21 protein-coding genes are annotated in these 22,370 nt (G+C 50.6%); 7 read left to right on the forward strand and 14 right to left on the reverse strand.

Going from position 1 to position 22,370, the window contains the following annotated elements:
• Positions 1–11: 11 nt before the first annotated feature.
• From rny to ABD852_RS12690, 5 genes are all read right to left on the reverse strand, one after another.
• Positions 12–1,577, reverse strand: a complete 1,566-nt coding sequence (gene rny / locus ABD852_RS12670) for a ribonuclease Y (protein WP_345029428.1) — start codon at positions 1,575–1,577, stop codon at positions 12–14.
• Positions 1,578–1,679: 102 nt separating this feature from the next.
• Positions 1,680–1,967 carry a cell division protein ZapA gene (zapA, locus tag ABD852_RS12675; protein WP_345029431.1) on the reverse strand — a complete coding sequence of 96 codons (288 nt, stop codon included), beginning with the start codon at positions 1,965–1,967 and terminating at the stop codon, positions 1,680–1,682.
• An 11-nt stretch (positions 1,968–1,978) separates the two neighbouring features.
• On the reverse strand, positions 1,979–2,326 hold the full coding sequence (locus ABD852_RS12680; protein ID WP_345029433.1) for a hypothetical protein: 348 nt from the start codon (positions 2,324–2,326) through the stop codon (positions 1,979–1,981).
• Positions 2,327–2,339: 13 nt separating this feature from the next.
• Entirely contained in the window at positions 2,340–4,754 is a 2,415-nt protein-coding gene (pheT, locus tag ABD852_RS12685) for a phenylalanine--tRNA ligase subunit beta (protein WP_345029435.1), read from the reverse strand.
• 96 nt (positions 4,755–4,850) lie between these two features.
• Positions 4,851–5,504: a DUF1684 domain-containing protein gene (locus ABD852_RS12690; RefSeq protein ID WP_345029438.1), complete on the reverse strand. Its 654-nt coding sequence runs from the start codon at positions 5,502–5,504 to the stop codon at positions 4,851–4,853.
• A gap of 149 nt (positions 5,505–5,653) precedes the next feature.
• Between ABD852_RS12690 and ABD852_RS12695 the strand changes: the two genes are divergently transcribed.
• The 6 genes from ABD852_RS12695 (at position 5,654) to ABD852_RS12720 (ending at position 10,899) form a co-directional block, all read left to right on the forward strand.
• A complete protein-coding gene (locus ABD852_RS12695; RefSeq protein WP_345029439.1) occupies positions 5,654–6,262 on the forward strand; it encodes a riboflavin synthase in 609 nt (202 codons plus the stop codon).
• A gap of 53 nt (positions 6,263–6,315) precedes the next feature.
• Entirely contained in the window at positions 6,316–7,095 is a 780-nt protein-coding gene (locus tag ABD852_RS12700; RefSeq protein ID WP_345029440.1) for a PASTA domain-containing protein, read from the forward strand.
• Between the two features lie 95 nt (positions 7,096–7,190).
• On the forward strand, positions 7,191–7,499 hold the full coding sequence (locus tag ABD852_RS12705; RefSeq protein ID WP_345029442.1) for a rhodanese-like domain-containing protein: 309 nt from the start codon (positions 7,191–7,193) through the stop codon (positions 7,497–7,499).
• Between the two features lie 121 nt (positions 7,500–7,620).
• Positions 7,621–8,697: a metallophosphoesterase gene (locus ABD852_RS12710; protein WP_345029443.1), complete on the forward strand. Its 1,077-nt coding sequence runs from the start codon at positions 7,621–7,623 to the stop codon at positions 8,695–8,697.
• A gap of 71 nt (positions 8,698–8,768) precedes the next feature.
• On the forward strand, positions 8,769–9,776 hold the full coding sequence (locus ABD852_RS12715; RefSeq protein ID WP_345029445.1) for a glycosyltransferase family 2 protein: 1,008 nt from the start codon (positions 8,769–8,771) through the stop codon (positions 9,774–9,776).
• Positions 9,763–10,899: a glycosyltransferase gene (locus ABD852_RS12720; protein WP_345029447.1), complete on the forward strand. Its 1,137-nt coding sequence runs from the start codon at positions 9,763–9,765 to the stop codon at positions 10,897–10,899. The genes ABD852_RS12715 and ABD852_RS12720 overlap by 14 nt, the downstream gene beginning before the upstream one ends.
• A gap of 43 nt (positions 10,900–10,942) precedes the next feature.
• Here ABD852_RS12720 and ABD852_RS12725 read toward each other — a convergent pair whose 3' ends face one another.
• A complete protein-coding gene (locus ABD852_RS12725) occupies positions 10,943–11,500 on the reverse strand; it encodes a hypothetical protein (RefSeq protein WP_345029448.1) in 558 nt (185 codons plus the stop codon).
• Between the two features lie 184 nt (positions 11,501–11,684).
• Positions 11,685–13,115 (reverse strand): DUF6973 domain-containing protein, encoded by a 1,431-nt coding sequence (locus ABD852_RS12730; protein WP_345029450.1) that lies wholly within the window; start codon positions 13,113–13,115, stop codon positions 11,685–11,687.
• A 218-nt stretch (positions 13,116–13,333) separates the two neighbouring features.
• Between ABD852_RS12730 and ABD852_RS12735 the strand changes: the two genes are divergently transcribed.
• Positions 13,334–13,651 carry a helix-turn-helix domain-containing protein gene (locus ABD852_RS12735; RefSeq protein WP_345029452.1) on the forward strand — a complete coding sequence of 106 codons (318 nt, stop codon included), beginning with the start codon at positions 13,334–13,336 and terminating at the stop codon, positions 13,649–13,651.
• Between the two features lie 6 nt (positions 13,652–13,657).
• Here ABD852_RS12735 and ABD852_RS12740 read toward each other — a convergent pair whose 3' ends face one another.
• The 7 genes from ABD852_RS12740 to ABD852_RS12770 form a co-directional block, all read right to left on the reverse strand.
• Positions 13,658–14,068 (reverse strand): hypothetical protein, encoded by a 411-nt coding sequence (locus tag ABD852_RS12740; protein ID WP_345029454.1) that lies wholly within the window; start codon positions 14,066–14,068, stop codon positions 13,658–13,660.
• A 140-nt stretch (positions 14,069–14,208) separates the two neighbouring features.
• Complete coding sequence (locus ABD852_RS12745; protein WP_345029456.1) at positions 14,209–15,930, reverse strand: neutral/alkaline non-lysosomal ceramidase N-terminal domain-containing protein; 1,722 nt, start codon at positions 15,928–15,930, stop codon at positions 14,209–14,211.
• Between the two features lie 81 nt (positions 15,931–16,011).
• Entirely contained in the window at positions 16,012–17,370 is a 1,359-nt protein-coding gene (locus ABD852_RS12750) for a DegT/DnrJ/EryC1/StrS family aminotransferase (RefSeq protein ID WP_345029458.1), read from the reverse strand.
• Positions 17,371–17,500: 130 nt separating this feature from the next.
• Positions 17,501–19,090, reverse strand: a complete 1,590-nt coding sequence (locus tag ABD852_RS12755) for a sulfatase (RefSeq protein WP_345029460.1) — start codon at positions 19,088–19,090, stop codon at positions 17,501–17,503.
• 181 nt (positions 19,091–19,271) lie between these two features.
• Positions 19,272–20,681: a Gfo/Idh/MocA family protein gene (locus ABD852_RS12760; protein WP_345029462.1), complete on the reverse strand. Its 1,410-nt coding sequence runs from the start codon at positions 20,679–20,681 to the stop codon at positions 19,272–19,274.
• Positions 20,682–20,702: 21 nt separating this feature from the next.
• On the reverse strand, positions 20,703–21,566 hold the full coding sequence (locus ABD852_RS12765) for a ThuA domain-containing protein (RefSeq protein WP_345029464.1): 864 nt from the start codon (positions 21,564–21,566) through the stop codon (positions 20,703–20,705).
• A gap of 28 nt (positions 21,567–21,594) precedes the next feature.
• The gene (locus ABD852_RS12770; protein WP_345029467.1) at positions 21,595–22,368 is read right to left on the reverse strand and encodes an SDR family NAD(P)-dependent oxidoreductase; all 774 of its coding nucleotides are present in this window, start codon (positions 22,366–22,368) and stop codon (positions 21,595–21,597) included.
• Between the last annotated feature and the right edge of the window lie 2 nt (positions 22,369–22,370).

Here is a 22,370-nt window from a genome sequence, read left to right on the forward strand (position 1 = left end):
GGGGAAGCAGGCTACCTCGCGTATGCTACAGAACGCATTTCCCGGATTACCGTAATCTTGATCTGGCCGGGATACTGCATTTCTTTTTCTATTTTCTGAGATATGTCGAACGAAAGCATGCTTGCCTTTTCGTCGTTGATGTTCTCGGAGTTTACGATCACCCTTAGTTCGCGTCCTGCCTGGATTGCGTAGCATTTTTCGACACCTTCAAACGAAAGCGCCAGGTTTTCCATGTCCTTCAACCGGCGGATGTAGGATTCCATCATTTCGCGGCGTGCGCCCGGCCGGGAACCCGAAATGGCATCACACACCTGGATAATCGGCGAAATCATACTTGTTTTTTCGATTTCGTCGTGGTGGGCGCCAATAGCATTACATACTTCCGGATGCTCCTTGTATTTTTTAGCAAGCTCCATCCCGAGAATGGCGTGCGGCATTTCGGACTCTTCGTGCCATACTTTTCCAATATCGTGAAGGAGACCGGCCCGTTTTGCAAGTTTGGCATTCAGGCCGAGTTCCGCCGCCATGGTAGCGCACAACTTAGCAACTTCCCTGGAGTGTTGAAGCAGGTTTTGCCCGTACGAAGACCGGAAGCGCATCCTTCCGATCATTTTTACGAGTTCCGGATGGAGTCCGTGTATCCCGAGGTCGATAACGGTTCTTTCTCCGATTTCGACAATCTCGTCTTCAATATTTTTCTTGGTTTTCGCCACAATTTCTTCAATCCGGGCGGGGTGAATCCGGCCGTCCTGCACGAGGCGGTGCATGGAGAGGCGCGCGATTTCTCTTCTTACCGGGTCAAAGCCGGAGATAACAATGGCTTCGGGGGTATCGTCAACGATAATTTCAACGCCGGTAGCAGCTTCCAGAGTCCGGATATTGCGTCCTTCCCTCCCGATAATTTTTCCTTTAATATCGTCGTTTTCGATGTTGAAAACCGATACACAGTTCTCTATTGCGTTCTCGGCCGCTGTCCGCTGGATGGTTTCAATTACAATCTTTTTTGCTTCTTTGGTAGCGGTAAGCCTCGACTCCTCCATGACGCTTTTAACGTAAGAAGCCGCCCTTGAATCAGCTTCCGCCTTGAGGGCATCCATCAATTGATCACGGGCCTGATCGGCGGTGAGATTCGCTATTTTTTCAAGTTGTGAAACCTGGAGCTTGAGGCTTTTTTCGGCTTCTTCGCGCTTCAGACTGGCAACTTCGATCTGCTGGGAAAGGTTGTTTTTGAGGTTGTCGATCTCGGCCTCGCGGCGTTTCTGTTGCTCAAGTGATTGCGAGAGCGATTGCTCCTTTTGACGCAGCTTCTGCTCGTTGGAGATGAGCAGATTCCGTTTGCGGTTGCTTTCCTCCTCAAATTCTGCTTTCAATTTAAGGAACTTCTCCTTGGCTTCCAGGATACGGTCCTTTTTGGTATTCTCGGCCGTCAGTTCGGCATTTTTGATGATTTCCTCGGCTCTTTTTTCAGCTTCAGCTTCCTTATGCTGGAATGAACGCTTAAAAACCATTTTTCCGATAAACAGCCCCGCTACAAGCGCTATGGGGATGGCGAGCGTTAACAGTACGTACTCTGACATATTTTTACCTGATATAATGAAATGTGTTTATGAAAAACACCGATTTCAACAGGTAGGTATTTTTAAAGAAGAAGGAAGAACGCTTTCAATTCGCTTCAAATGCTAGTTTTTTAAGGATTTTTCCACTTTCGTGTCCCATGTTGCTATCATATTCGCAAGCTGTTGCTTTTGCTTTTCCAATTGATCGTAGTTACGCTGCAAACTAACAATGCTGTCTATAGAAGTAAGTGCCATCGCCTCCATCTCATCGTGTCCTTTCCCTTTGTACTTTTCAACCATTCGCCGGAATGAATCCTTTGCGCGAATATAATATTGCTCCTGATCAGCAGGGACATGCAGGTGAAACCCCCTGTCCATTACCTTGAAAAAGACCGTTACGTGCTCATCCACAACTTCAAGCTTTACAGCGTTTGCCTTAACTTCGCAATGACAGCATCAATGCTTTCTATATAATGATCAATGACTTCTTTCAATTCTGAAATACCACCTGTTGGCGTCAGTTTATTGGTTACAATTTTAGCAAAATATCTGGATTTTTTAAAATCCTTCTCTAGCTGTCTGTGTTTTTTCTTTATTTCTTGGTACTCCGCCTTGAATTTCGTGCTTTCCTCACGTAATTTCTTGTTTTCTTGTCTGAGGTCATCCAGTTCCCACTTCAGCCGCGCCTGCGCATTGAGCATAATCTGAAGCTTCTCATCAAATGCAGCAATGCTTATTTTCAGGTCTTTTGACGAAGAATGGCTGGCCATAGCGCCTCAGTGTTTACTTCCTGATGATTGCCCCGAATTCCTTTTCATAAGCGCCCATCAGTTTTTGCATCACCCGGTCAATCTCCTGGTCTGTCAATGTGCGCGCGTCGTCCAGTAAAGTGAAGCTGATGGCATAGGCCTTTTTGCCCTCCAGGTTCTTTCCTTCGTATACATCAAAGACGTTGACCTCTTTGATCAGTTTTTTTTCTGTACGGTAAGCCAGCGCTTCCAGCGCGTCAAACTGAACATTTTTGTCTACTACGAGGGAAAGGTCCCTGCGTACTTCCGGGAAGCGTGACACCTCACGGTAGTCCACGGCGCTGCTGTATTTTTTTAGCAGGTAGTCCCAATCCAGCTCGGCGAAGTATACTTCTGACTTGACGCCGGCTGTTCTGGCGACCTCGGGTGATACCAGTCCGAGGCGGGCTACTTCCCGGTTACCGCTGTTCCAGATAATGCCCTGTGCAAATATCTTCCCTTCATACTTTTGCGCCGTGACGGTCCCGGTGCGCATCAGCGAAAGTACGTTGCTGACCACCAACGCCAGGTCGTGAAAAGCCAGCGCTTTGGCCGGGGCTACCCAGCTTTCCTGGATCTGATTGCCGGTCATGACAATTGAAAGCCGGTTCTTTTCACGGTAAGCAGCCTCTTCTTTGAAATAGATTTTCCCGAACTCAAAAAACTTCAGATTTTTTTGCCGGCGGTTCAGGTTGTGCGCTACCGTTTCGAGTGCCGAGAACAGAAGTGTCCGACGGAGAATTGATAGATCTTCGCTCAGGTAATTCAGAATTTTAACTTCTTCCCCGGGAAGATCGTCCGCCAGCGCTGCTTCAAGCGTTGGTTTTACTAGCGAATTGTTGATGATCTCATTAAAACCGTTGGCGGCCAGCATGCCGCCGGTTCGGAGGAGAAGTTCATCGGGGTCCTTCGAAGGGAAGGGCGAAAGGTAATCGCTCTTCAGGTCCTCGGAAAGTTCTACGTTGTCGAAGCCGTATATCCGGAGAACCTCTTCGATGATGTCGGCTTCACGCTGAACGTCGACACGATACGGCGGGACTATTGCCACGAAGCCCTCTTCATTTTCGATCTCGTAACGGATATCCAGGTTGAAGAGGATTTTCTGGATCGCATACCGGTCCAGTTTTTTGCCGATGAGCCGGTCGATGTTTTTGTATTTGACGGCCACTCTGAAATTTTCGACAGGATTCGGGTACAAGTCGATTATTTCCGATGAGACTTTTCCGCCGGCTATTTCCGCGATCAGAAGTGCTGCACGTTTCAACGCTACTACGGGTAGGTTAGGATCTGTGCCCCGCTCGAACCGGAAGGAAGCGTCGGTTTTTAAACCGTGGTGCTGAGCAGTCCGACGGACCCACTCCGGCGAGAAGTAGGCCGACTCCAGGAAGATAGAAGTAGTGGCGTCGCTAACCCCCGAATCTTCGCCGCCAAAGACGCCTGCAATACACATGGGCGCTTCTGCGTCGGCAATCATCAGGTCAAAATGGCGGAGCTTACGGGATACTCCGTCCAGGGTTTTGAAGCCGGTACCTTCTTCAAAAGTCCGGACCACTATTCTTTGCCCGGCTATTTTCTGATAGTCGAACGCATGCAGTGGCTGGCCCAGCTCGTGGCAAACGTAATTGGTAATGTCAACGATATTGTTGATCGGGCGGACACCTATAACCTCCAGGCGATGTTTCAGCCAATCGGGAGATTCGCCTACCCGGAGCCCGGTCATGGTAATGCCGCTATATCGTGGAGCGGCTTCGGGCACATGCACCTCCACATGGATGGGGGCGTCATGGTTGTCTACTCTGAACGCCTCAACCGAAGGCAGCGCAACCGGTTTGTTCAGCGCTGCTTTCAGGTCACGGGCAACGCCATAATGGGAGGCAGCGTCGGCACGATTAGGGGTAAGTCCGATTTCGATGGTATGATCGGACCGGATGTCGAGGTAGCGCGCAGCGGGTGTACCGACGGGCAGCTCCGTTTCCAGGACCATAATGCCCGCGTGCGAGGAACCGATTCCGAGCTCATCTTCGGCGCAGATCATTCCCTCAGATTCCACTCCTCTTATTTTGGCTCTTTTGATTTTCAGCGGCTCGCTTGCTCCGGTGGGATAGAGTTCGGCGCCTACTTTAGCCACCAGTACGGTCTGGCCCGCCGCGACATTGGGGGCGCCGCAAACGATCTGCAGCGGTGCTGCCTCGCCTACGTCGACGGTAGTGACCGACAGTTTATCCGCATTCGGGTGTTTCTCGCAGGTGAGCACCTTGCCGATTACCACCTCTTTGAGGCCGCCCTTAATAAGTTCATGTTCTTCGATTCCTTCAACTTCAAGGCCCGTACCGGTCAGGATACGGCCTAATTCTTCGGGCGATTCGTCAAATTTGACGAGCTCCTGCAACCAATTGTATGATATTTTCACTTTTTGTAAATAATAATAAATATATGGCCGTCCGCCATTTTCCGGGTACCGGCTTACCTGTTGGCGCCCGCTAAAGGGCTAATAAGTGCGAAAATACTATTTTTCTGCCGTAAATTTTTCCCCGGCAGCGACGGATACCGTCAAAGTATTTTCGGCGGGCGGCAACGGGCAGGCATATTGGTGGTTGTAGGCGCAGTACGGGCTGTAAGCTTTGTTAAAATCTACCACCAGCTGGTTGCTCTTGATGTCTGCGGCGGTAAAGTCCAGGTAGCGGCCGCCGCCGTAGGTGGTTTTCCCGCTGGTACCGTCCTTCCACATGAGTGAAAATACGCCTTCGTGTTTAAGAAGCAATAATTTCTGGGGAGAACCTCCCAGTTCAAAATGCAGAAATGCATAACGTTCGTATGGGTCAACCGAGCCGTCGGTATTATGAATTTCGAGAATTTTGTCTTCCCCCTGGTAAGGTACCAGCTTTGCTACGACGCGGAAATCAATATCCGGAGCATAATAATCAAGGCCCTTAAACGCCGCCTGGTCTTCAATAGGCGATTCATCGGAGGTCCTGAACCATTTTTCCAGGTCTTTCCGGTCGTCCTGAATCAGCTCGGCGTATGTTGCGGGATTGAGCTCCTCGTTCGAAACAATGCCCGGCGCTTTTTTGGGGGGGGAGAATGTTTCGATGAGAAAATAGGCTACGATTGCCAGCAGCATGGCGAGGGTGCTGTATCGGAAGACTTTGTTTTTAAACATGGATCGGGAACTGAAGTGAGACGAAAAGCCATTTGAAGTGCAAATATAAGCGATACCAACGGGATCACCGGCCGAATCGTACGGCGAAGTAGCAGGAAGGGTTTATGACCGGATTTTCGTATTTTTGTGACGGATTAAAGACATTGAATATGTTTACAGGGATCGTTGAAACCATGGCGGAGGTTATTTCGCTGGAGCGCCAGGGAACCAACATTAATTTCAGGCTTAAGGCGCCGGTAGCGCATGAGCTCAGGGTGGATCAGAGTGTAAGCCACAACGGGGTCTGTCTCACGGTTACCGGCGTGACGGATGACGGCTATTCCGTCACCGCAGTGGAGGAAACCCTGAGTAAGACAAATCTCGGGAGCCTCAGGCCCGGAGATCCCGTCAACCTGGAAAGATGTATGCCTGCAAACGGCCGGTTCGACGGGCATATTGTGCAGGGGCACGTGGACCAGACCGGGGTATGTACCGGCATTGAGGACAAAGAGGGAAGCTGGTTGTTCGATTTTTCTTTTGATCCCGGTGAGCAGGGCAATATTGTCGTGGAAAAAGGTTCCATTTGTATCAACGGCGTGAGCCTGACGGTGTTCAACACGACCGACCGCTCATTTCAGGTAGCTATCATTCCCTACACTTTTGAGCATACCAATTTTCACACGCTTTCCGTAGGGCAACAGGTCAATCTGGAGTTCGACGTACTGGGGAAGTATGTATCGCGTTTACTGGCCCGTCGGGAAATTCCTTTTGTTGGCTGATAAAATATTCCTGTTATTTTTACCGTTGAAAATTGCAAGTAGCTAACAAGTTAATGGCCAAGATCAGTACGAATTCTCCTAAAGACCTCTTGATCCATATCGGTATTATTGTTGCCCTGATATTGGTCTTTTTCCTGGGTTTCTTCTTTGTTTACTTGCCTTTTACCACCAATCATGGTCAATCGGTCACGGTCCCGGACGTTCAGAAAATGGACGTAAGGAAGATCGGGAGTTTTCTCGACGAGCGCGACCTGAATTACGAAGTCAGCGATTGCACGTTTGTGACGAGCCTGCCGCCCCTTGCGGTGATCAGCCAATATCCGAAACCGGGATCGAAAGTGAAGGAAGGGCGTAAAATCTATGTCACGGTGGTGATGCAGACAGTCCCGGTTATCAAAATGCCGAAAGTAACTGACATGTCGCACAAGAGTGCCGAATTGTTGTTGAAAAGCAACGGCCTTGTGTTGGGTGCCTTGCGTTATGTGCCCGATCTGGCGCACGGATCCGTGCTTAAGCAGTTTTACAACGGGCAGGAAATAGCGCCCGGGCAGGATGTGCCCAAAGGATCAAAAATAGACCTGGAGGTAGGAAACGGCCTCGGAAATACCTCCTTCCCCACGCCGTCTGTTGTGGGAATGCTTGAGGACGAAGCTGAGTTTCAGATCGTGGGCGCCGGTTTAAAAGTAGGGCAGCGGATTGTTGTTCCCGTTGAAGGAGACGTCGCTCCCGGAAGCATTACGAAGCAGAATCCTTCGGCCGGCAGTAACATCCGCGTCGGAGAGGTTGTTGATCTCTGGATTGCAGACCCCGGAACTGCCGAACCGCAGAATTAGCTTTTAGGTGTGAGATATGAGGGGTGAACGGAATGTTATAGCTCACCCCTCATATCTCACACCTCACGCCTGTAACCAATAAACTCAAAAGCATCATGGATATTACCGTAGAAGAACTAAAAAAACGACTGGATAGCGGGGAAGCCGTTAACCTCATTGATGTCAGGGAAGAACATGAATACGAAGAAGATAACCTGGGCGCGCATCTGATTCCGCTGGGAGAACTTCCGTCCAGGCTGGATGAAATCGAAGCGCTCAGGGATGAGGAGCTTCTGGTACATTGCCGTTCGGGCGCAAGAAGTGAAAGGGCTAAGCAATTTCTGATAAGCCAGGGCTTTTCGAACGTGCGTAACGTACTCGGTGGAATTCTCGCGTATCGCGAACTGGAAGGAGACGAGGATTGATTTCAAGTACTTTTTATACAAACGAGGCCTTACCGCTAAGGCCTCGTTTTTTTTGAGGGGAAGCACCCGTTTCATCCCATCCCCCCAAACCTAACATCTCAAACCTCAAACCTCACACCTCATGCGTACAAAACTTTTTTTTGCCATTGCGCTGTTAACCGGCCTGGTTCATGCAGAACTGAATGGGCAGCAGGCCTATCAGGCTCCGAGTTTGGAAACTGCTGATTCCTGGTCGATGGTTTTATTACCTGATCCGCAGACTTACGTGAAATTCGCCAGAAACCAACCGATTTTTGACTTGATGACCGCCTGGGTTGCCGATAATGCCAAAAAGCTGAACGTAAGGATGGTATTGTGTACCGGCGACCTGGTGGAACAAAATGAAATGCCCAACCCGGACGGAATCAATGGCGACCAGCCCAGTAAGTTGCAATGGGAGGCAGCCGCCCGTGCTTTTACCCGGCTGGACGGAAAGGTACCTTATGTGGCGGCCACAGGTAACCACGATTTTGGTTATAAAAGCGCGGAAAACAGGCTAACCCATTATGACCGCTACTTTCCGTCGGATAAAAATTTCCTGAGCCTTGAGATGCTCCGCGAAGTCGGAACCGATGAAAAAGGAGTTCCTACGCTTACCAATGCCGTTTATGAAATGAATTCGCCGAAAGGCACCCGGATGCTTTTTATGGTGCTGGAATTTGCACCGCGGGATGCCGTATTGGAATGGGCCGGCAGAGTTTTAAGCCAGGAAAAGTACCGGGATCATTTCGTGATTCTTCTTACGCATTCCTATCTGAATTCTAAAAGTGAAACGATTGAGAAGGAGGGCTATCCGCTTACCGACAGGAACTATGGACGGGCGGTCTGGGAAAAGCTGGTAAAGCCTTCGCGGAACATACGGATGGTTTTTTCGGGGCATATCGGCGCGCCGGACGATGTGTTAGGTCACATCGGGTTTCGTTCTGACAAAAACGCTGCGGGCAAAACGGTAAATCAGATGGTGTTCAATGCACAGGCGCTCGGGGGCGGATGGCACGGTAACGGCGGAGACGGCTGGCTCAGAATTCTCGAATTTTTACCCGGCGAGCGCAAGGTTCGTGTAAAGACCTTTTCGCCGCTTTTTGCCATATCGCCCGCCACCAGGCATCTCGCCTGGCGGACAGAACCCTATGATGCCTTTGAGTTTACTATTGATTAAACGGGCGATAAACGCGGCATCAGACTGGCTATTATGCCGTAAGTTTGGGGTTTATTTGTTTTCCGCATTTTATGGAGGTATCGATTATCATTGTTAATTACCGAACGTCAGACTTGATCATTGACGCACTTGAAACCGTTTATGAACATACGAAGGGTATACGGTTTGAAGTAATTGTGGTGAACAATGAAACGGATGAAAAGGGGAAAAGACGGATACTGGAGCGCTTCCCGGAAGTAAACTGGATTGAGATGGGGTACAACGCCGGTTTTGGACGGGCGAATAACCTGGGCATGCGCCACGCCAAAGGCCGTTATTTCCTGTTGCTTAACGCGGATACGCTGTTGATCGACAATGTTATAGCGCGTTGTGCGGGCCGAATGGATGCCGATCCTGAAATAGTAGCCGCAGCGGCTTATCAATATGACGGGAACCGTCAGCCAATGCCGTTTTACCAGAGCTTTAACGACTTTCGAAAGTCTTTTTTTATCGTGCCGCCGGGGAGGTTTTTCGCCAATCTCCTGGACCGGCTACTACCCGAGCCGGTATATGCCGACCCGGAACAAAGGGACTGGCTTGTAGGCGCCTTTATGATGGTCAGGAAAGAAGCCTTTGAAAAGACCGGGGGCTTTGAGGAAAGTTTTTTCATGTATGGCGAAGATGTGGAATGGTCGGGCAGACTGGGCAGGCTGGGTAAGCTTAAGCTGTTCAAGGATTGTATTTTTTTACACCTGGAGAATCAAAATCCGTATCGCCGCTCACGAATTTCGTGGATCAATCGTTTTAGTGTGCAGATGCAGGTAGCAAATATGGTCTGGCTGCGGAAGCAATATGGAATCCCTTATTATTTGCTGATGCTCGTCCATTACCTCTCCATGATCCCGGTAGTGTATGGCTGGCGGTTGGTCATGAACCTGAAGGAAACCGGCAAAGTAGGCGGACAGTATGCCACACAACATATATTCCGGCGCAAAACGCTGATTTTGGTAAGCTATTTTTGGAAAACTTTGAACTATAAAGCACACTTCTTCAAAATAAAGCCTGAAGAAAACGTCGATAAGTTATATGCAGACACCTAGTACCGGGAAGAAAAGAATATTGTTCCTGACGCCATTGGCTTCGCGTACGGGATCGGAGATGATGTTATGGAATGTTATTAACCGGATCGACAAAAATGAATACGAGGTGGCAGTAGCCTCCTACGCGGAAGGAGAGCTGCTGGATCATCTGCCGCCCGGCGTCCGGGCTTACAAAGTACCGGGAACTTTCAAGACAATCGACAGGATTAATTACCATCTTGGGCGGCACCCGATTGTTACCGCGCTGAAAGAAATTCAGAAAGATTTCAAGGCGGATCTATGGTATTTAAATACGATAGTGCTTCCCAAGGCCGCTTTGGTGGCCGAAGAACTGAATGTGCCTTTTGTTGTTCATTTTCATGAGATGCCCCTGTCATATGCCTATGTTAACCGGGAGGAGTTTGAGCTGATGATAGGGAAGGCGGTTCGTTTGATCGGGTGTTCCGAGGCTACCTATGCCGGCATAAAACAGGCCGGGGCTGAGAACGTATCGCTTTGTTATGAATTTATCGAAGACATTGCTGAGCCCGCGGATCAGACACCTGCCAAACAGGTGCGGGAAGAGCTGGGTATCGCGGAAGATCATTTTGTATGGGCTATGTCCGGTGTCCCATCGGAACGAAAGGGGTTTGATTTCTTCCCGGATATAGCAGATTTGCTGGATGATGAACGTGTTCATCTGATGTGGGTGGGCGGCGGCGGTCCGCAGGATGGCTATATCAGCTGGGTTGAAAACCGTATTGCCCATTCCGGTTCGCGCACGAGAATTCATTTGCCCGGCAAACAAAAAGACCGGTACCTGGCTTTTTTGCAGGCTGCCGACGGGTTTATCCTGACCTCCAGGCAGGATCCTTTTCCCCTGGTGATGATGGAAGTAGCCGCATTGGGGAAGCCTATTGTTTCTTTCCCGTCCGGAGGAGTTTCCGAGTTACTGGTGGAAGGCATGGGGTTGGTGACGGAAGACATCAGCGTAAAGCAATTGGTATCCGGAATGAGAAAGGTAATGACAGGTGAAGTTAGTTGCAACCCCGCCGTTTCAAAATTACGCTATAGAGACTTCAGCATTGATGCCGGGATGAAGCAGTGGAACGCGATTATGGCAGAAGTCTGGGCCGCTTTATAGGGCGACCGGCTCCGGTCGCCCTATTTGCTGATTTGGATGCGAATCACCGGATTTCTGAAAGCGAGCGAAAGTCGTTTCTTATGCCCCCGTCCAGCTCTACGGCGTCGTCCGCTTCTTCCGCCGCGAGGTTATAGATAAACATCACATAAGTATACTCCTTGTCATCGGGTGTTTCATCTACCATTTGGTAACGTTTCTTCCTGTACACCAACAGGTGATGGCAGGGACCGATTTTCCAGATCCGATAGGGAATTTTGCTGTTAAAGGAAGTTTTTTCTTTCCAATCCCGCCCATACTTCTTTTCTGCATCCGAGCAAGTCGCCTCGTACCTTGCCGCCGGGAAGTAGAAAAGGTAGGAATAGATTCCTTTTAGATCGTAGTTTTCCAGCCACTTGCCGTTTTCCCGGAAAAATGAACTGTCTTTTCCAAGGTAGGTGAACCTGTCAGCTTCGTGACCCTTATGTATCCTTAGCCGAATTGTTGTATCGCCCTTTTCTTTGAACCAGAAAAATGGGGTAACAGTATCAAACCCAAGACCTCCAAATTTATGCTTTGCATCCCGACCTTCGAGCGGAAACGTGACCGAATCGCTGCCAAACATAGTGTGAAAAGTATCACACGGTTGAAATGATGGAGTGCGAGGCAGCAGGAGAAAGACGGCTGAAATTACTCCCAAACCAACTACCAGGAAATAAAGGACAAGTTTCATATTACGGTACATTCAGAGGCGTTGTTGATGTTTAATAGTTTGATACAATAAATCTGTTCCAAAGATATGCCATCGCTTAAAACGGATCTGGAAGGAGGGGATCAGCAACGTTTGAGGGGCGCTCTGATTTTTCGATCAAAAATACCAGCCTGCCATCCGTCATGGCCTGACCGACATGGGATCCCCATGAAAATAAATTGTTTATGCTGTTTCGGTAGGAATCGTATATACGAAGCCCCTCGGTGTTGTTCTTTCTGTCCATAATAGTTTCCGGGGCGTTTTGCTGCTGATCTGCCTCATGCGCCTCGCCAAGTAATCTGGAAGTTTCCCGACCAAATGAATTTGCGTCCAATATCCTGAACAAGGCATGCTTGTAGGCGTTCCCTTTACAGGAACTGCAGGTTGACGCAACTGAATTATTGAAGTAGGCTGCTGTTGCTTTTCCCGCGATGAGGGCATTGGCTCCATAACGTAAAATATTGAGACGGTATTTTGTCGTATTATTTTGAGAATATTGCCATAATACAGCCTTTTCCTCCGGAATAAATCTATCACTTAGCTCTCTTTTTTTTCTTTCCACAAATCCCACATCAATAGACCCAAACTCCTTGATCCAGGTAAGTATTGCCTCCAGGTCGGATTGGGGGAAAGTTTCCAGGTAATTTACTTCTTCCTGTGTAAACTTCATGTTGAGCAGTGATTCTGCTTCCGATAGAAAAAATGTGGTTTTCCAGGACGTTAGTGTATTGAAGGAAAGTGAAAAATTAACCAGCTCAGGAGCAATCACAAAGGGGCTCTTAATAAACGGGCTTAATCCCCCTCCTCCGCCTGGAAGGAGTCCGCCGCCGCCGCCGGTACCGGATCCGCCACCGCTTCCGCCGCCGCTTGTGCCCGGCAGATGATGCTGGAAGTCAGGTAAGCAAATGTAAATAAGGGCCAGGTAATCCCAGCATTCCGTGTTACGCAGCACTGACGTATTGTCGCAGGTATTAACCCACTTGTAAATGGCTTGACATTCTTTGGTTTTTGCAGCGGTATTCCTGGGATCTGCGGGCGTTATACCTGCCAGCCGATTATTTTTTAATTGCCAGATACTTTCAAGTGCACCGGTTTTGTAGTCAAAAAAGTAAGTTGGCGCTTCCTGCGGTTTTTCGGATCGAGCTACGATGCTGGCAGTCGTGTTTCCGGTTTCATCTTTGTAGACCGCCAATCCGTGCTGCGTCAGCCGTTGCAGGTTTTCGCTTCCCTGCTCGTTTTCCGAAATAAGCAATGCTCCTTTGGTGCGATGCATCGGTATCCAGACCATGGGTTGGCCATTAAAGTTTTGGAGCTCGGCAGATTGCCAGAGGAGCCGGTAATCCGCTAAAGGATGGGAAGGGTGGCGCTCAAGCCACGCTTTACCCGCCGGGATTGTAAGCGGTGGCGCTATTACGGATACATCAGTGGACGGTCGGCTGCAACTGGCAATTAAGTACAGCATGAATAAGAGGTGAATCCTGGCTTTCATTCTATCGAAGTTTAGTATGACTGATTTGATAGCCAAAGATTCTTCGCCAGGATGAAAAACTCCAACCAACCAAGTTGGTAGGTTACTTCATGAATGAGTATGTGCTGATAGTGAGTGGGTTGAGTTTTTGCCGGCTTTGAAATACCGTAATTGATTCAGATCGCAGTTTTGTTTATTTTTGATCTTTCATCATACTATACGCTATTACTTTACCAGACATGCAAACGATAGATTCCCGAATTACAGCCCGTATCCGGCAGACGAGATTGGTAAAAGGATATTCACAGGAATATATGGCTTACCGGCTTGGAATTAGCCAGCAATCTTACAGCCGCCTGGAGTGTGGCCGGCAGATACTCAGGATTTCGCAGTTGGTTTTGATTGCAGAGGTCCTGGAGCTACGCCCCGAGGAGCTGCTCGGCAGCGTACCCACCATGGAAGCGGAACCCGCGCAAAAGGACATCGCCCTGTTACTGGGCCGCCTTGAACAGGTAATAGAACAGATCCGGTTGGAGCGGCTAAAAGACCTGACGTAATGAATTTTACCTTTTTTTGAACCGGTACCGTATGCCCCAGCTCCCGCGGACAATCGCGTCATCGTGCTCGGTAAAAATCGGGGCAACTTCGATGTGAAACCCGAAGTTCCGGGAAGGAAAAGGAAAAACGTGAATGCCTATCGGCGCTACCAGCCCTGCATGCCGGTTGGCTCTTCCGCCCAAACCCGCATATACCTCAACTTCTTCCTTGTCCAGAAACTGGTAAGTGGCTACAGCTTCAACAGACATATCATGCGCGTGGGTGTCCATACCAAAACGCAGCTCCGGCATGAACCTGTCTGCGATTTCATAATTAAACCCGACAAATGGCATGTTGGATTGGTGGTAGCTCACACCAAATTGAGCAAACCCCTGAAGCGTTGTCAGGCAAAACAGGGTAGTAAATAACTTTTTCATATCATTAAACGATGTGGGTTGCAGGGAGAAGGTGTGAGCCTTGAAGTGAGAAAGCAGCTCACCTACCTCAAGCACACACCTCCTCCTGCGGTTAATGATCAACGGTGGAAGCTGACCATTTGTTACATATCAGGCGGATTTTAATACCCTTTTGCGCGGATCCGGTTAACGACCCTGTCAAGGATGTCAAGCGGGAAAGCCGAAGGCTGCCCATACCAGAAATAAGATCCGTCGCCTTCATATACCTTGGTCCGGATATGCCGTTCGGTAGGAAGGTAGCTGGAAACATCATTGCAATAGCCTGCTACCGAGACCATTTGGTCAGGCCAGATTTTCTTAATGGCGAGCCCGTATTCTGTAACGACTTCCCGCGAAAGGCCAATCAGTTTCCACTGCCCGATGTTGAGCGTCTGGATGTAAATCGGCATGGAGGCAGGCATTGTGTTCTTCTCATAATGCTTAAGCATCAAATTGGCCCAGGCTACGTTTCGTTCACCGACCATGTCTCCCCCGAGCGCAGCATTTTCGGCTTTAAATGCTTCTGTTTTTTTCTTGTCCCAGGGATCGGTAGGGGCGAGTAAAGAGTCCATGCGGAAGCTGATCTTACCAGAAAGCGGGGTCATTTGGCTTTGCAAAACTTCCTGAACGTCATCGGCGAGTTTCTGCCCGCTGATCTCCGGTTCGTCTTTCGGGTTAATATCGCCGGCACACCCCTGCATAAAAAGGGCGAGTGTCGGGGTGGAGGCTGCCTTTTCTACCGCGCTGCGCATGAAACCCGGGTAGTTACTGCTGATAGTAAAATGCCGGATTCCCTTTGTTCCGAAGACCGGGTGGCAGCCGGTCAACACCATGACAGCCTGTTTTTTCTTGTCCTGGCTTTCTACTTTGAGCACGTCGACGGCGTTGTCATACGGCTCTTTCGAAGTGCCGTTGCTGCGGTTGGCGCCGATGTCTGTCGTGCCGCGGCCGAACGAAATATCGGCCGGGAACATTTTGGAAGTGGCTTCTACCGCCGCGCGAACCATGGCCGGTTTGACTACTTTGTACAGGTAATTGACGTCAGGATACCGGTTATGGGGCGCCCAGGGGAGCCACTTTTGTGTGCCCGGCACAAAATGGGTATGCGACGCGTTGATAAGAATTGCGTTCTCGTTTGTACCCGTCTTTTTGGAAATGACGCGCTTCACATCCTGGATGAAATCGCTGTTGAACCCGCACAGGTCCATACAGAGTATCACCACTTTTTCCTTATTTTCTTCAATCGCCAGCGCGCGGGCGTAAAGATGTTCCTCCTTTGAGCCGTGAATCAGTGATGCTGAAAAAAGGGAGTCGGCGTCATTTGCCGCGAAAAGCCTTCCTTCGTGTTTGAACAGCTTTTGGAGCGTTACTTTGCGGATCGCTCCGTTGGCATACAAGGCGCGGTTCCAGCCGTTATCGGGGTTGTCGATATGAAACCGGTACAAGGTATCGGTACCATTACAGGCATACACATAGGGATGTTGAACAACGAAGCTTTTCAGGCCCGGGAGTGCCGGTGTCGCGCCGGTATCTTTACCTTTTCCGCGCTGAAAGCTAATATGGTCGCCGGCTGAAATCCGGTAAGAAACACCCTCGGCTTTTACAGGTTTTCCGGTTGTTTTTTTCTGTTCAGCCAATATTCCGGGGTGCTGGTTCAAAGTTCCTTCCGGAAGCCACTGTACCGCAAACCGACCGGCCCAGGGGCCCGCATATCCGGACAATGCCACTGAAAACGACTCGTCGCCCGGTTCAATGCTTTCGCTTGCCATACCTGCTTTGAAGGCTGTTTGGGCATTGCCGAAACTGAACACACACGCGAAAGCAATTATAAGAAGTTGTTTCATAGGAGTAAAGGTTTGGGTTGCGAGGTTTAAGGTACGGGCCTGAGTTTAAACCTCACACCTCATCCCTCAAACCTCACCCCCCTAAGCAAGCTCTTTTGCGTATTTCTGTATTTTTCTGACGGCTTCCACAATTTGCTCCATTTCCTGGCGGCTGCCGAGGAGCATGGTTTGGAAAAGCCACACAGATTCATTTTTCGTGAGGTGATCGTTTTGCGGGCATTGGTTTTGCTCGAGCCATTCTTTCATTCTTTTCTCCCCGTAGACACTCAGGTAGTGGCGATTGCCGGCAAGGGCAGTTACATAGGTTTCGCTATTCATCCGGCCATATCCTGGAGAATTGGGAATACCTTCTGCCGTGAGTGCCTCGAGGAATTTTTCGCGGCTGAGACCGGCGAAATGAGCCTTGTTATACCGGAACATGTAGAGATGATAGGCGCTCATGGTGGTGCCGGCATGAAGCTTGGCAGGGGTAATGCCGGGAATTTCGGCCAGCATTTTATTCAGGTACTGCGCATTTTCCCAACGATGCTTTGTCTGGGCATTGACGCGGGCCATCTGGGCACGCAGAAGGCTGCCCTGGAATTCGGTCATTCTGAGGTTGGTTCCGCGGGTGCCGGTGGAACCTGCCAGAAATCCTGATGTATTGCCGCCGCGCCCCTGGTTATGAAAGTCGTAGCATGCGTCCGCAAACTTGCTGTTATTGGTGATAATGGCGCCGCCTTCGCCGGAGTTGAGATTTTTGCTGGATTGAAAGCTGAATGCTCCGGCCAGTCCGATCGTTCCTACCTTTTTCCCTTTCCATTCGGCGAGGTGTGCCTGGCAGGCGTCTTCGACTACCGGGATACCGGCGCGTTGACCGATCGGTATGATGCGGTCAAGATCAGCCGGCGATCCGCCGATGTGGACCGGCATGATCACTTTTGTATTTTTTGTAAGAGCGCCCTCAATCTTGGAGGCGTCAATCTGGAAGCTTTCCGGGTCGGTGTCGACAAATACCGGCAATGCGTAGTTAAGCGCCACCACATTATAGGTAGCGATAAAGGTATAGACCGGAATAACTACTTCGTCACCCGGCCCGATATCGAGTGCTCCCAGGATGGTATAAAGGGCGCTGGTCCCGCTGGAAACAGCCAGGGTGCGTTCAGCGCCGGTTAGCCTGCTGTATTCGGCTTCGAATTTTTTTACCGTGCTGTTGTTGTTAAGACGTCCCCAATGCCGGCTTTCCAGGGTTTCCGAAAGGGCGCTGTGTTCACTTTTATCGAAAATGGGCCATTGCGGAAATTGCCCGGGATGGGCTTTGGGCCCACCTAATAAAGCAGGTTTCGCGGTGTCAGCGCCTGCCGTGAGGATGGTCGGAGCTGAAAGTCCGGCGCCAATTGTAGCGGCGGATAGTGTCTGGATAAAGGTTCTTCTATTGAGTTGCTCTTTCGTCTCTTCCATGAGAATCGGTGATAGGTTTAGACAAAATCGTGTACCGGAAGTATTGTCAACTAATTATCCGGAACGAAGGATAAATATACTCGCAGAAGGTTTACCGTTTCCGGTCAGTGCCGGCCAGCCTGCAGAACGCTTATTTCCCGGCAGCACCACCGGGAAGCTCGTCCGGCCAGGAGACAGGTTGGCCGGTGGATTTCCAGACTGGTCTTTGCGCTCCCATTTCCTTCAGACGGCGCGTAAACTGAACGGCGAGCTCCCTGGTTTTTTCGGGGTGCCTGGCGGCGAGGTTATGATTTTCTCCAATGTCCTCTCTCAGGTTATACAGTTCAAGCTTCCTGGCGCGGTAGTCGTAGACCAGTTTCCAGTCGCCTTTTCTGAAAGCGCTTGACCAGTGAATATTCGGTCCTTCGGCCGGGATCCAACGGTGCGGATGGTGCCACAGGAATTCCCTGGAACCATCATGCACGTCAGGTTTACGCAGGGTAGCGGTAAAAGAACGGCCGTCGAGCGGCTGGATAAATTTGGGGTTCCTGACCTGAGCTATTTCGAGAATGGTCGGGAACAGGTCTTCAATAATAACGGGCGTGGAGGTTTCCTTTCCTGCGGGCGCAATACCCGGCCATTTGACAAGCAACGGAACCCTGATTCCACCCTCATAAACCGACCCTTTACCGGCTCTTAGCGGTAGGTTGTGGGTGTAGCCTTTCCCCCCCCTGAGTGGCGGAGTGCTGAGACCTCCGTTGTCCGAAACGAAGAAAATGACCGTTTCTCCGCTTATTTTTTTTGTTTTGAGAAATGTCATCAGGTCGCCCAGGCTTTTGTCCATTCCCTCTACCAGCGATGCGTAATTGGCCTCTATGGTGTCGAGCCCGGCTTTGAGATAGCGGTCTACATACCTGGGATCCGGCGTGATTGGCGTGTGAACGGCATAGTGTGAAAGATACAGGAAAAAAGGCTGCTTTTTTTGAATGGGAGCTTCCAGTGCTTTCAGCGCCTCTGTGGTAATGGCATCCGTCAGGAAAGTTGAGGTTCCATGATAGGCTTCCAGACCGGGTACTGCGTTCCGGTTCGGCTTGCCATTCACCGGCTTATCATAGTTCTGTTCGCCATAGTAACTTGCCGGATGCCCAATGGAGCTGCCTGCGATGTTGACGTCGAACCCAAGGTTGATTGGGTCGGCCCCCGGTGTACCGCCGGAACCGAAATGGGCTTTGCCACTCAGCACGGTAAAATACCCTTCATTTTTTAGTAAAGCGGGTAGGGCGGTAGCATGGTAGGTATTGGGGATGTCGGCGACCGGGCTCATTCCCTGTATATTCCAGGGAACGAAATTGAGCGTGGTGTCAGCATAATCGGTATTGGTGTCCGGGTTGGGAGAAGTCCAGTGCGTAATGTGGTGCCGTGCCGGGTTTACGCCGGTGATCAGGCTGACGCGGGAAGGGGTACACACCGGAAAGGCATAACCGTTGGTAAATTTCAGGCCTTCTCTGGCCAACTGCTCCATATGAGGCGTACGGTAGCGTTTGTTGAGTTCGGTTTTCCGAGACCAGAAGGGAACCGAGGTGTCCTGCCACCCCATATCGTCAACCAGGAAAACGACAATATTGGGCCGGCCCGTTTTCGCCTGGGCAAAGAGCATGCCGGGCGAAATACAAAAAAAAGCACTCCCCACCCAGGTGAAGAGCGCCTTCAGTACTTTTATGCTATTGTTGGTAACCATCATTTTGTTTGAGCGTTAGGGGACAGTCGGTTTACCGCCCCGCCGGTTCCCTGACCAGATTTTCAAGGAGCGAGTCCCCGGCATAAACGGTTAAAAAAAGACGGGAAATGCCGGCTTTCTCCCGGACAAGATAATCAAATTGACCGACTCTGCAGCTGTGCCGGATCATTCACCGGAGCTTCGGTCACGACCGGACCTTTTCCGTACCATACCTGCCTCTTTGCGGTCGGGACAGAGTAGTGTTGGCTTCGGGGTCGTTGATAAACTCTTCTTTGTCCGGGTCCCATCGCAGCTTGCGCTGCAGTTTCATGGCCGTATGCGCTATCAGGCAAGCTGAACACGAACGATGCGCGATTTCCGCCGGGCTGATCGTGTCCTTTTTGTCGCGGATGGATTCAAGCCAGTTGCGGTGCTGTTCGGGACTCTCGTATAAACGGGTTTCATTCTTGCCTATGACAGAACCCAGAATTTTCGGGTCGCTGGCGTAGAAGGCTTCGTTTTTTTCGCCGCTCTTTGCAGCAGCAGTGGGGTCGGAGGCCGTCACGCCTACATTCCCGCGGGAAACAAAAATCCATCCTTCGCTTCCTTCAAAACGAACCCCGTTGGGATTGTCGCCGCCAATCTCCATTACAACCCCGTTGGCATAGCGGGCAGAGACATTGAAGTCGCCGTGGACATTCCATAGCCCCGAGGTCGGAAACGAAGCCCTGCCTTCAACTTCGATCGGGCCGGTGAGTTCGGTGTTCATTCCCCAATGAGCGATGTCAATATGGTGCGAACCCCAGCCGGTGATCATCCCCGCGCCAAATTGTTCGCAACGCAGCCACCCGGGACGGTCGTCAAGGTTAACGTGCGAATGTACGCGATCGAGCGTATAATAAACCTCCGGCGTTGAGCCGAGCCAGAAATCGTAGTCCAGGTTTTCAGGAACCTGCATTTGGGCAGGATTTCCTCCGGCGGGGTCTCCGGGAAGCCCTACCTTAACGCTTTTCAGGACGCCGATGCGGCCATTCCTGACCAGTTCGCAGGTCCTCTTAAATTGTGGCCACGGGTGAGCTGACCTTTGCTGGCTCCCAAGCTGAAAAACAACACCGGATTTCTGCACGGCATCGCTCATCTGGCGGCCTTCACGTATGGTGAGCGAGGTGGGTTTCTGCAGGTAGATATGTTTTCCGGCGATAGCAGCTTCCATTGCGGGTTGCGCATGCCAGTGATCAGGAGTGCTGATTACCACTGCGTCAATCTCCTTGCTACCGATCAGTTCGTGGTAGTCTGCGTAGGTTTTAACGTCAACGTAATTCTTTTTGCCGGTTTTTTGGGCGTATTGGGACTCAATCCATTCCTTTCCCATGGCGGCGCGTTTCCGGTCGACATCGGCAACGGCGATTACCTGAGCGAAATCCACCTTCAGAATCTCCGGCAGGTCATGGGATCTGCCGATACGGCCGAAGCCGATCTGGCCGATGTTGATCCGGTTGCTGGGTGCGCTTTTTCCGAATACCGATGCCGGTACGATGGTGGGGAAAGCCGCTACCATGGTGGCAGCCGCCGTTTTCTTTAAAAAAGATCGCCTGGTTTCCTGGTTAGTTTCCATTTCTTTAGCATTGGTTTCTGTTTACTTACCGGTGGTATTTTTTGCCCCGTCGCGGGAAGTCTTTGCATAGGCTTTTTTATAATCTCGATCCCGGGCGCCGCCAACCACCCATTCAATTCCACCGAGAATGTGTATCCTGAAGTCGGGGTCGAAATAATCGTTCTTATCATGCCCGAGAGAGGTGTACCACGACCTTCCCCCGTCAAATTCCTGGCACCATACCGACGGGAATACCTCGCCGAAGGTGTCCAGGCGCTTCGGGTCTTCACCTTTCAGCGTTGAGACGTCGTTGACCGCCAGGATGCGCAAATTGACGCCCATTTCCTTGAGGAAGTAAAATTCATCGCCTTTGGCGCGGTTCCATCGGTTGGGAAGATGCTTTAGCGACGGATGTGCTTCGTCCAGCACAATTACGTCGAAAGGCTGAAATTTGTCGTGCCAGTAAAAAGTAGCACCCAACAGCTGTTTGAACCACCTCCATTTGCGCTCGGTCCCGGAGGCGGAATGAATACCGACAAACCCGCCGCCGGCCTGGATGTAGCGCATGAAGGCGACCCGCTGGGCTTCCGTATCGAAAACGTCGTTGTTGGTGTTGGAAAATACGATCGCATCGTATTGTTTCAGGTTGTCATCCGAAAAAACGGACGGATCTTCCGTGGCATCGACTTTAAAGCCGTATTCGGCGCTTAACGCCCGGATGGCCAGGATAGAGTTCGGAATATTGTCGTGCACATAGCCTTTCCCGTTTTTGGTATAAAAAAGAATGCTGATGTTTTTCCAGTTTGTTTTTTTCCGGGCAAAGCTTTTGGCCGGGAAAATCCCCGAAAGCACCAGGATGATCAGGGCGGCGCGGCGTATCAGTAATGCGGGCGGAGACGCTTTCATGAAAATCATATTAAAAAGGAAAGAAAGATTAAAAGCCGATGGAGTTTCCCCCGTCGACAGGCAGGGTCACTCCGGTGATGAAGCCGGCGGCTTCCGAAGCCAGGAAAACAGCGGCCCAGCCGATATTTTCGGCCTTTCCCCAGGAACCCATGGGCGTACGGTCCATTGCTTTGTCCCGCCTGGAGGGGTCGTCATTCATCGCTTTCAGCATCATGGGCGTTTCGATGAACCCCGGGGCAACCGCATTTACGCGTACCTGCGACGGAGAAAGTTCGGTAGCGAGCGCCCGTACCATTCCGTCTACCGCTGCTTTGGAGGCGGAATAGGCAATGACGCGGTCAATTCCATAGAGAGAAGCCATCGACGAGATCATGATAATGGAGCCCCGTTTCCTTTCTACCATTCGCTTCGCACACTCGCGGGTTAGCGAGAAGACAGCCTGGAGGTTGGTTTGCAAAATTTTTGAAAACTCCTCGTCGGTGACCAGGAGAGTAGGTTTTTTCATATTGATACCGGCGTTGTTTACCAGAATATCAATCGGGCCCACTGAAGATTCTATCCCGCTTACAAGGTCGGATAGTTCGCCGGTGCGGGTGATGTCATTTACGACATACGCGGCCCGGTCGCCGATTTTAGCAACCGCTTCCTTCAGCACTTCTTCCCGTCTGCCGGTAATGATCACCGTCGCGCCGGAGGATGCCATACATTGTGCGATATGGAAGCCGATACCGCTTCCGCCACCGGTTATCAGCGCAATCCGGCCTGTTAGCGAAAATACGTCAAGAGGACTGTTCCCGGGCATTA

It is taken from the genome of Ravibacter arvi (assembly GCF_039540405.1).
Taxonomy (GTDB): Bacteria; Bacteroidota; Bacteroidia; order Cytophagales; family Spirosomataceae; genus Ravibacter; species Ravibacter arvi.

Excerpts from the sequence above, each read along its gene's own strand:
- rny (WP_345029428.1), bottom strand. The coding sequence starts at position 1,577 with ATGTCAGAGTACGTACTGTTAACGCTCGCCATCCCCATAGCGCTTGTA.
- ABD852_RS12680 (WP_345029433.1), bottom strand. The coding sequence starts at position 2,326 with ATGGCCAGCCATTCTTCGTCAAAAGACCTGAAAATAAGCATTGCTGCA.
- ABD852_RS12690 (WP_345029438.1), bottom strand. The coding sequence starts at position 5,504 with ATGTTTAAAAACAAAGTCTTCCGATACAGCACCCTCGCCATGCTGCTG.
- ABD852_RS12695 (WP_345029439.1), top strand. The coding sequence starts at position 5,654 with ATGTTTACAGGGATCGTTGAAACCATGGCGGAGGTTATTTCGCTGGAG.
- ABD852_RS12700 (WP_345029440.1), top strand. The coding sequence starts at position 6,316 with ATGGCCAAGATCAGTACGAATTCTCCTAAAGACCTCTTGATCCATATC.
- ABD852_RS12705 (WP_345029442.1), top strand. The coding sequence starts at position 7,191 with ATGGATATTACCGTAGAAGAACTAAAAAAACGACTGGATAGCGGGGAA.
- ABD852_RS12710 (WP_345029443.1), top strand. The coding sequence starts at position 7,621 with ATGCGTACAAAACTTTTTTTTGCCATTGCGCTGTTAACCGGCCTGGTT.
- ABD852_RS12715 (WP_345029445.1), top strand. The coding sequence starts at position 8,769 with ATGGAGGTATCGATTATCATTGTTAATTACCGAACGTCAGACTTGATC.
- ABD852_RS12720 (WP_345029447.1), top strand. The coding sequence starts at position 9,763 with ATGCAGACACCTAGTACCGGGAAGAAAAGAATATTGTTCCTGACGCCA.
- ABD852_RS12725 (WP_345029448.1), bottom strand. The coding sequence starts at position 11,500 with ATGTTTGGCAGCGATTCGGTCACGTTTCCGCTCGAAGGTCGGGATGCA.
- ABD852_RS12730 (WP_345029450.1), bottom strand. The coding sequence starts at position 13,115 with ATGAAAGCCAGGATTCACCTCTTATTCATGCTGTACTTAATTGCCAGT.
- ABD852_RS12735 (WP_345029452.1), top strand. The coding sequence starts at position 13,334 with ATGCAAACGATAGATTCCCGAATTACAGCCCGTATCCGGCAGACGAGA.
- ABD852_RS12740 (WP_345029454.1), bottom strand. The coding sequence starts at position 14,068 with ATGAAAAAGTTATTTACTACCCTGTTTTGCCTGACAACGCTTCAGGGG.
- ABD852_RS12745 (WP_345029456.1), bottom strand. The coding sequence starts at position 15,930 with ATGAAACAACTTCTTATAATTGCTTTCGCGTGTGTGTTCAGTTTCGGC.
- ABD852_RS12750 (WP_345029458.1), bottom strand. The coding sequence starts at position 17,370 with ATGGAAGAGACGAAAGAGCAACTCAATAGAAGAACCTTTATCCAGACA.
- ABD852_RS12755 (WP_345029460.1), bottom strand. The coding sequence starts at position 19,090 with ATGATGGTTACCAACAATAGCATAAAAGTACTGAAGGCGCTCTTCACC.
- ABD852_RS12760 (WP_345029462.1), bottom strand. The coding sequence starts at position 20,681 with ATGGAAACTAACCAGGAAACCAGGCGATCTTTTTTAAAGAAAACGGCG.
- ABD852_RS12765 (WP_345029464.1), bottom strand. The coding sequence starts at position 21,566 with ATGAAAGCGTCTCCGCCCGCATTACTGATACGCCGCGCCGCCCTGATC.
- ABD852_RS12770 (WP_345029467.1), bottom strand. The coding sequence starts at position 22,368 with ATGCCCGGGAACAGTCCTCTTGACGTATTTTCGCTAACAGGCCGGATT.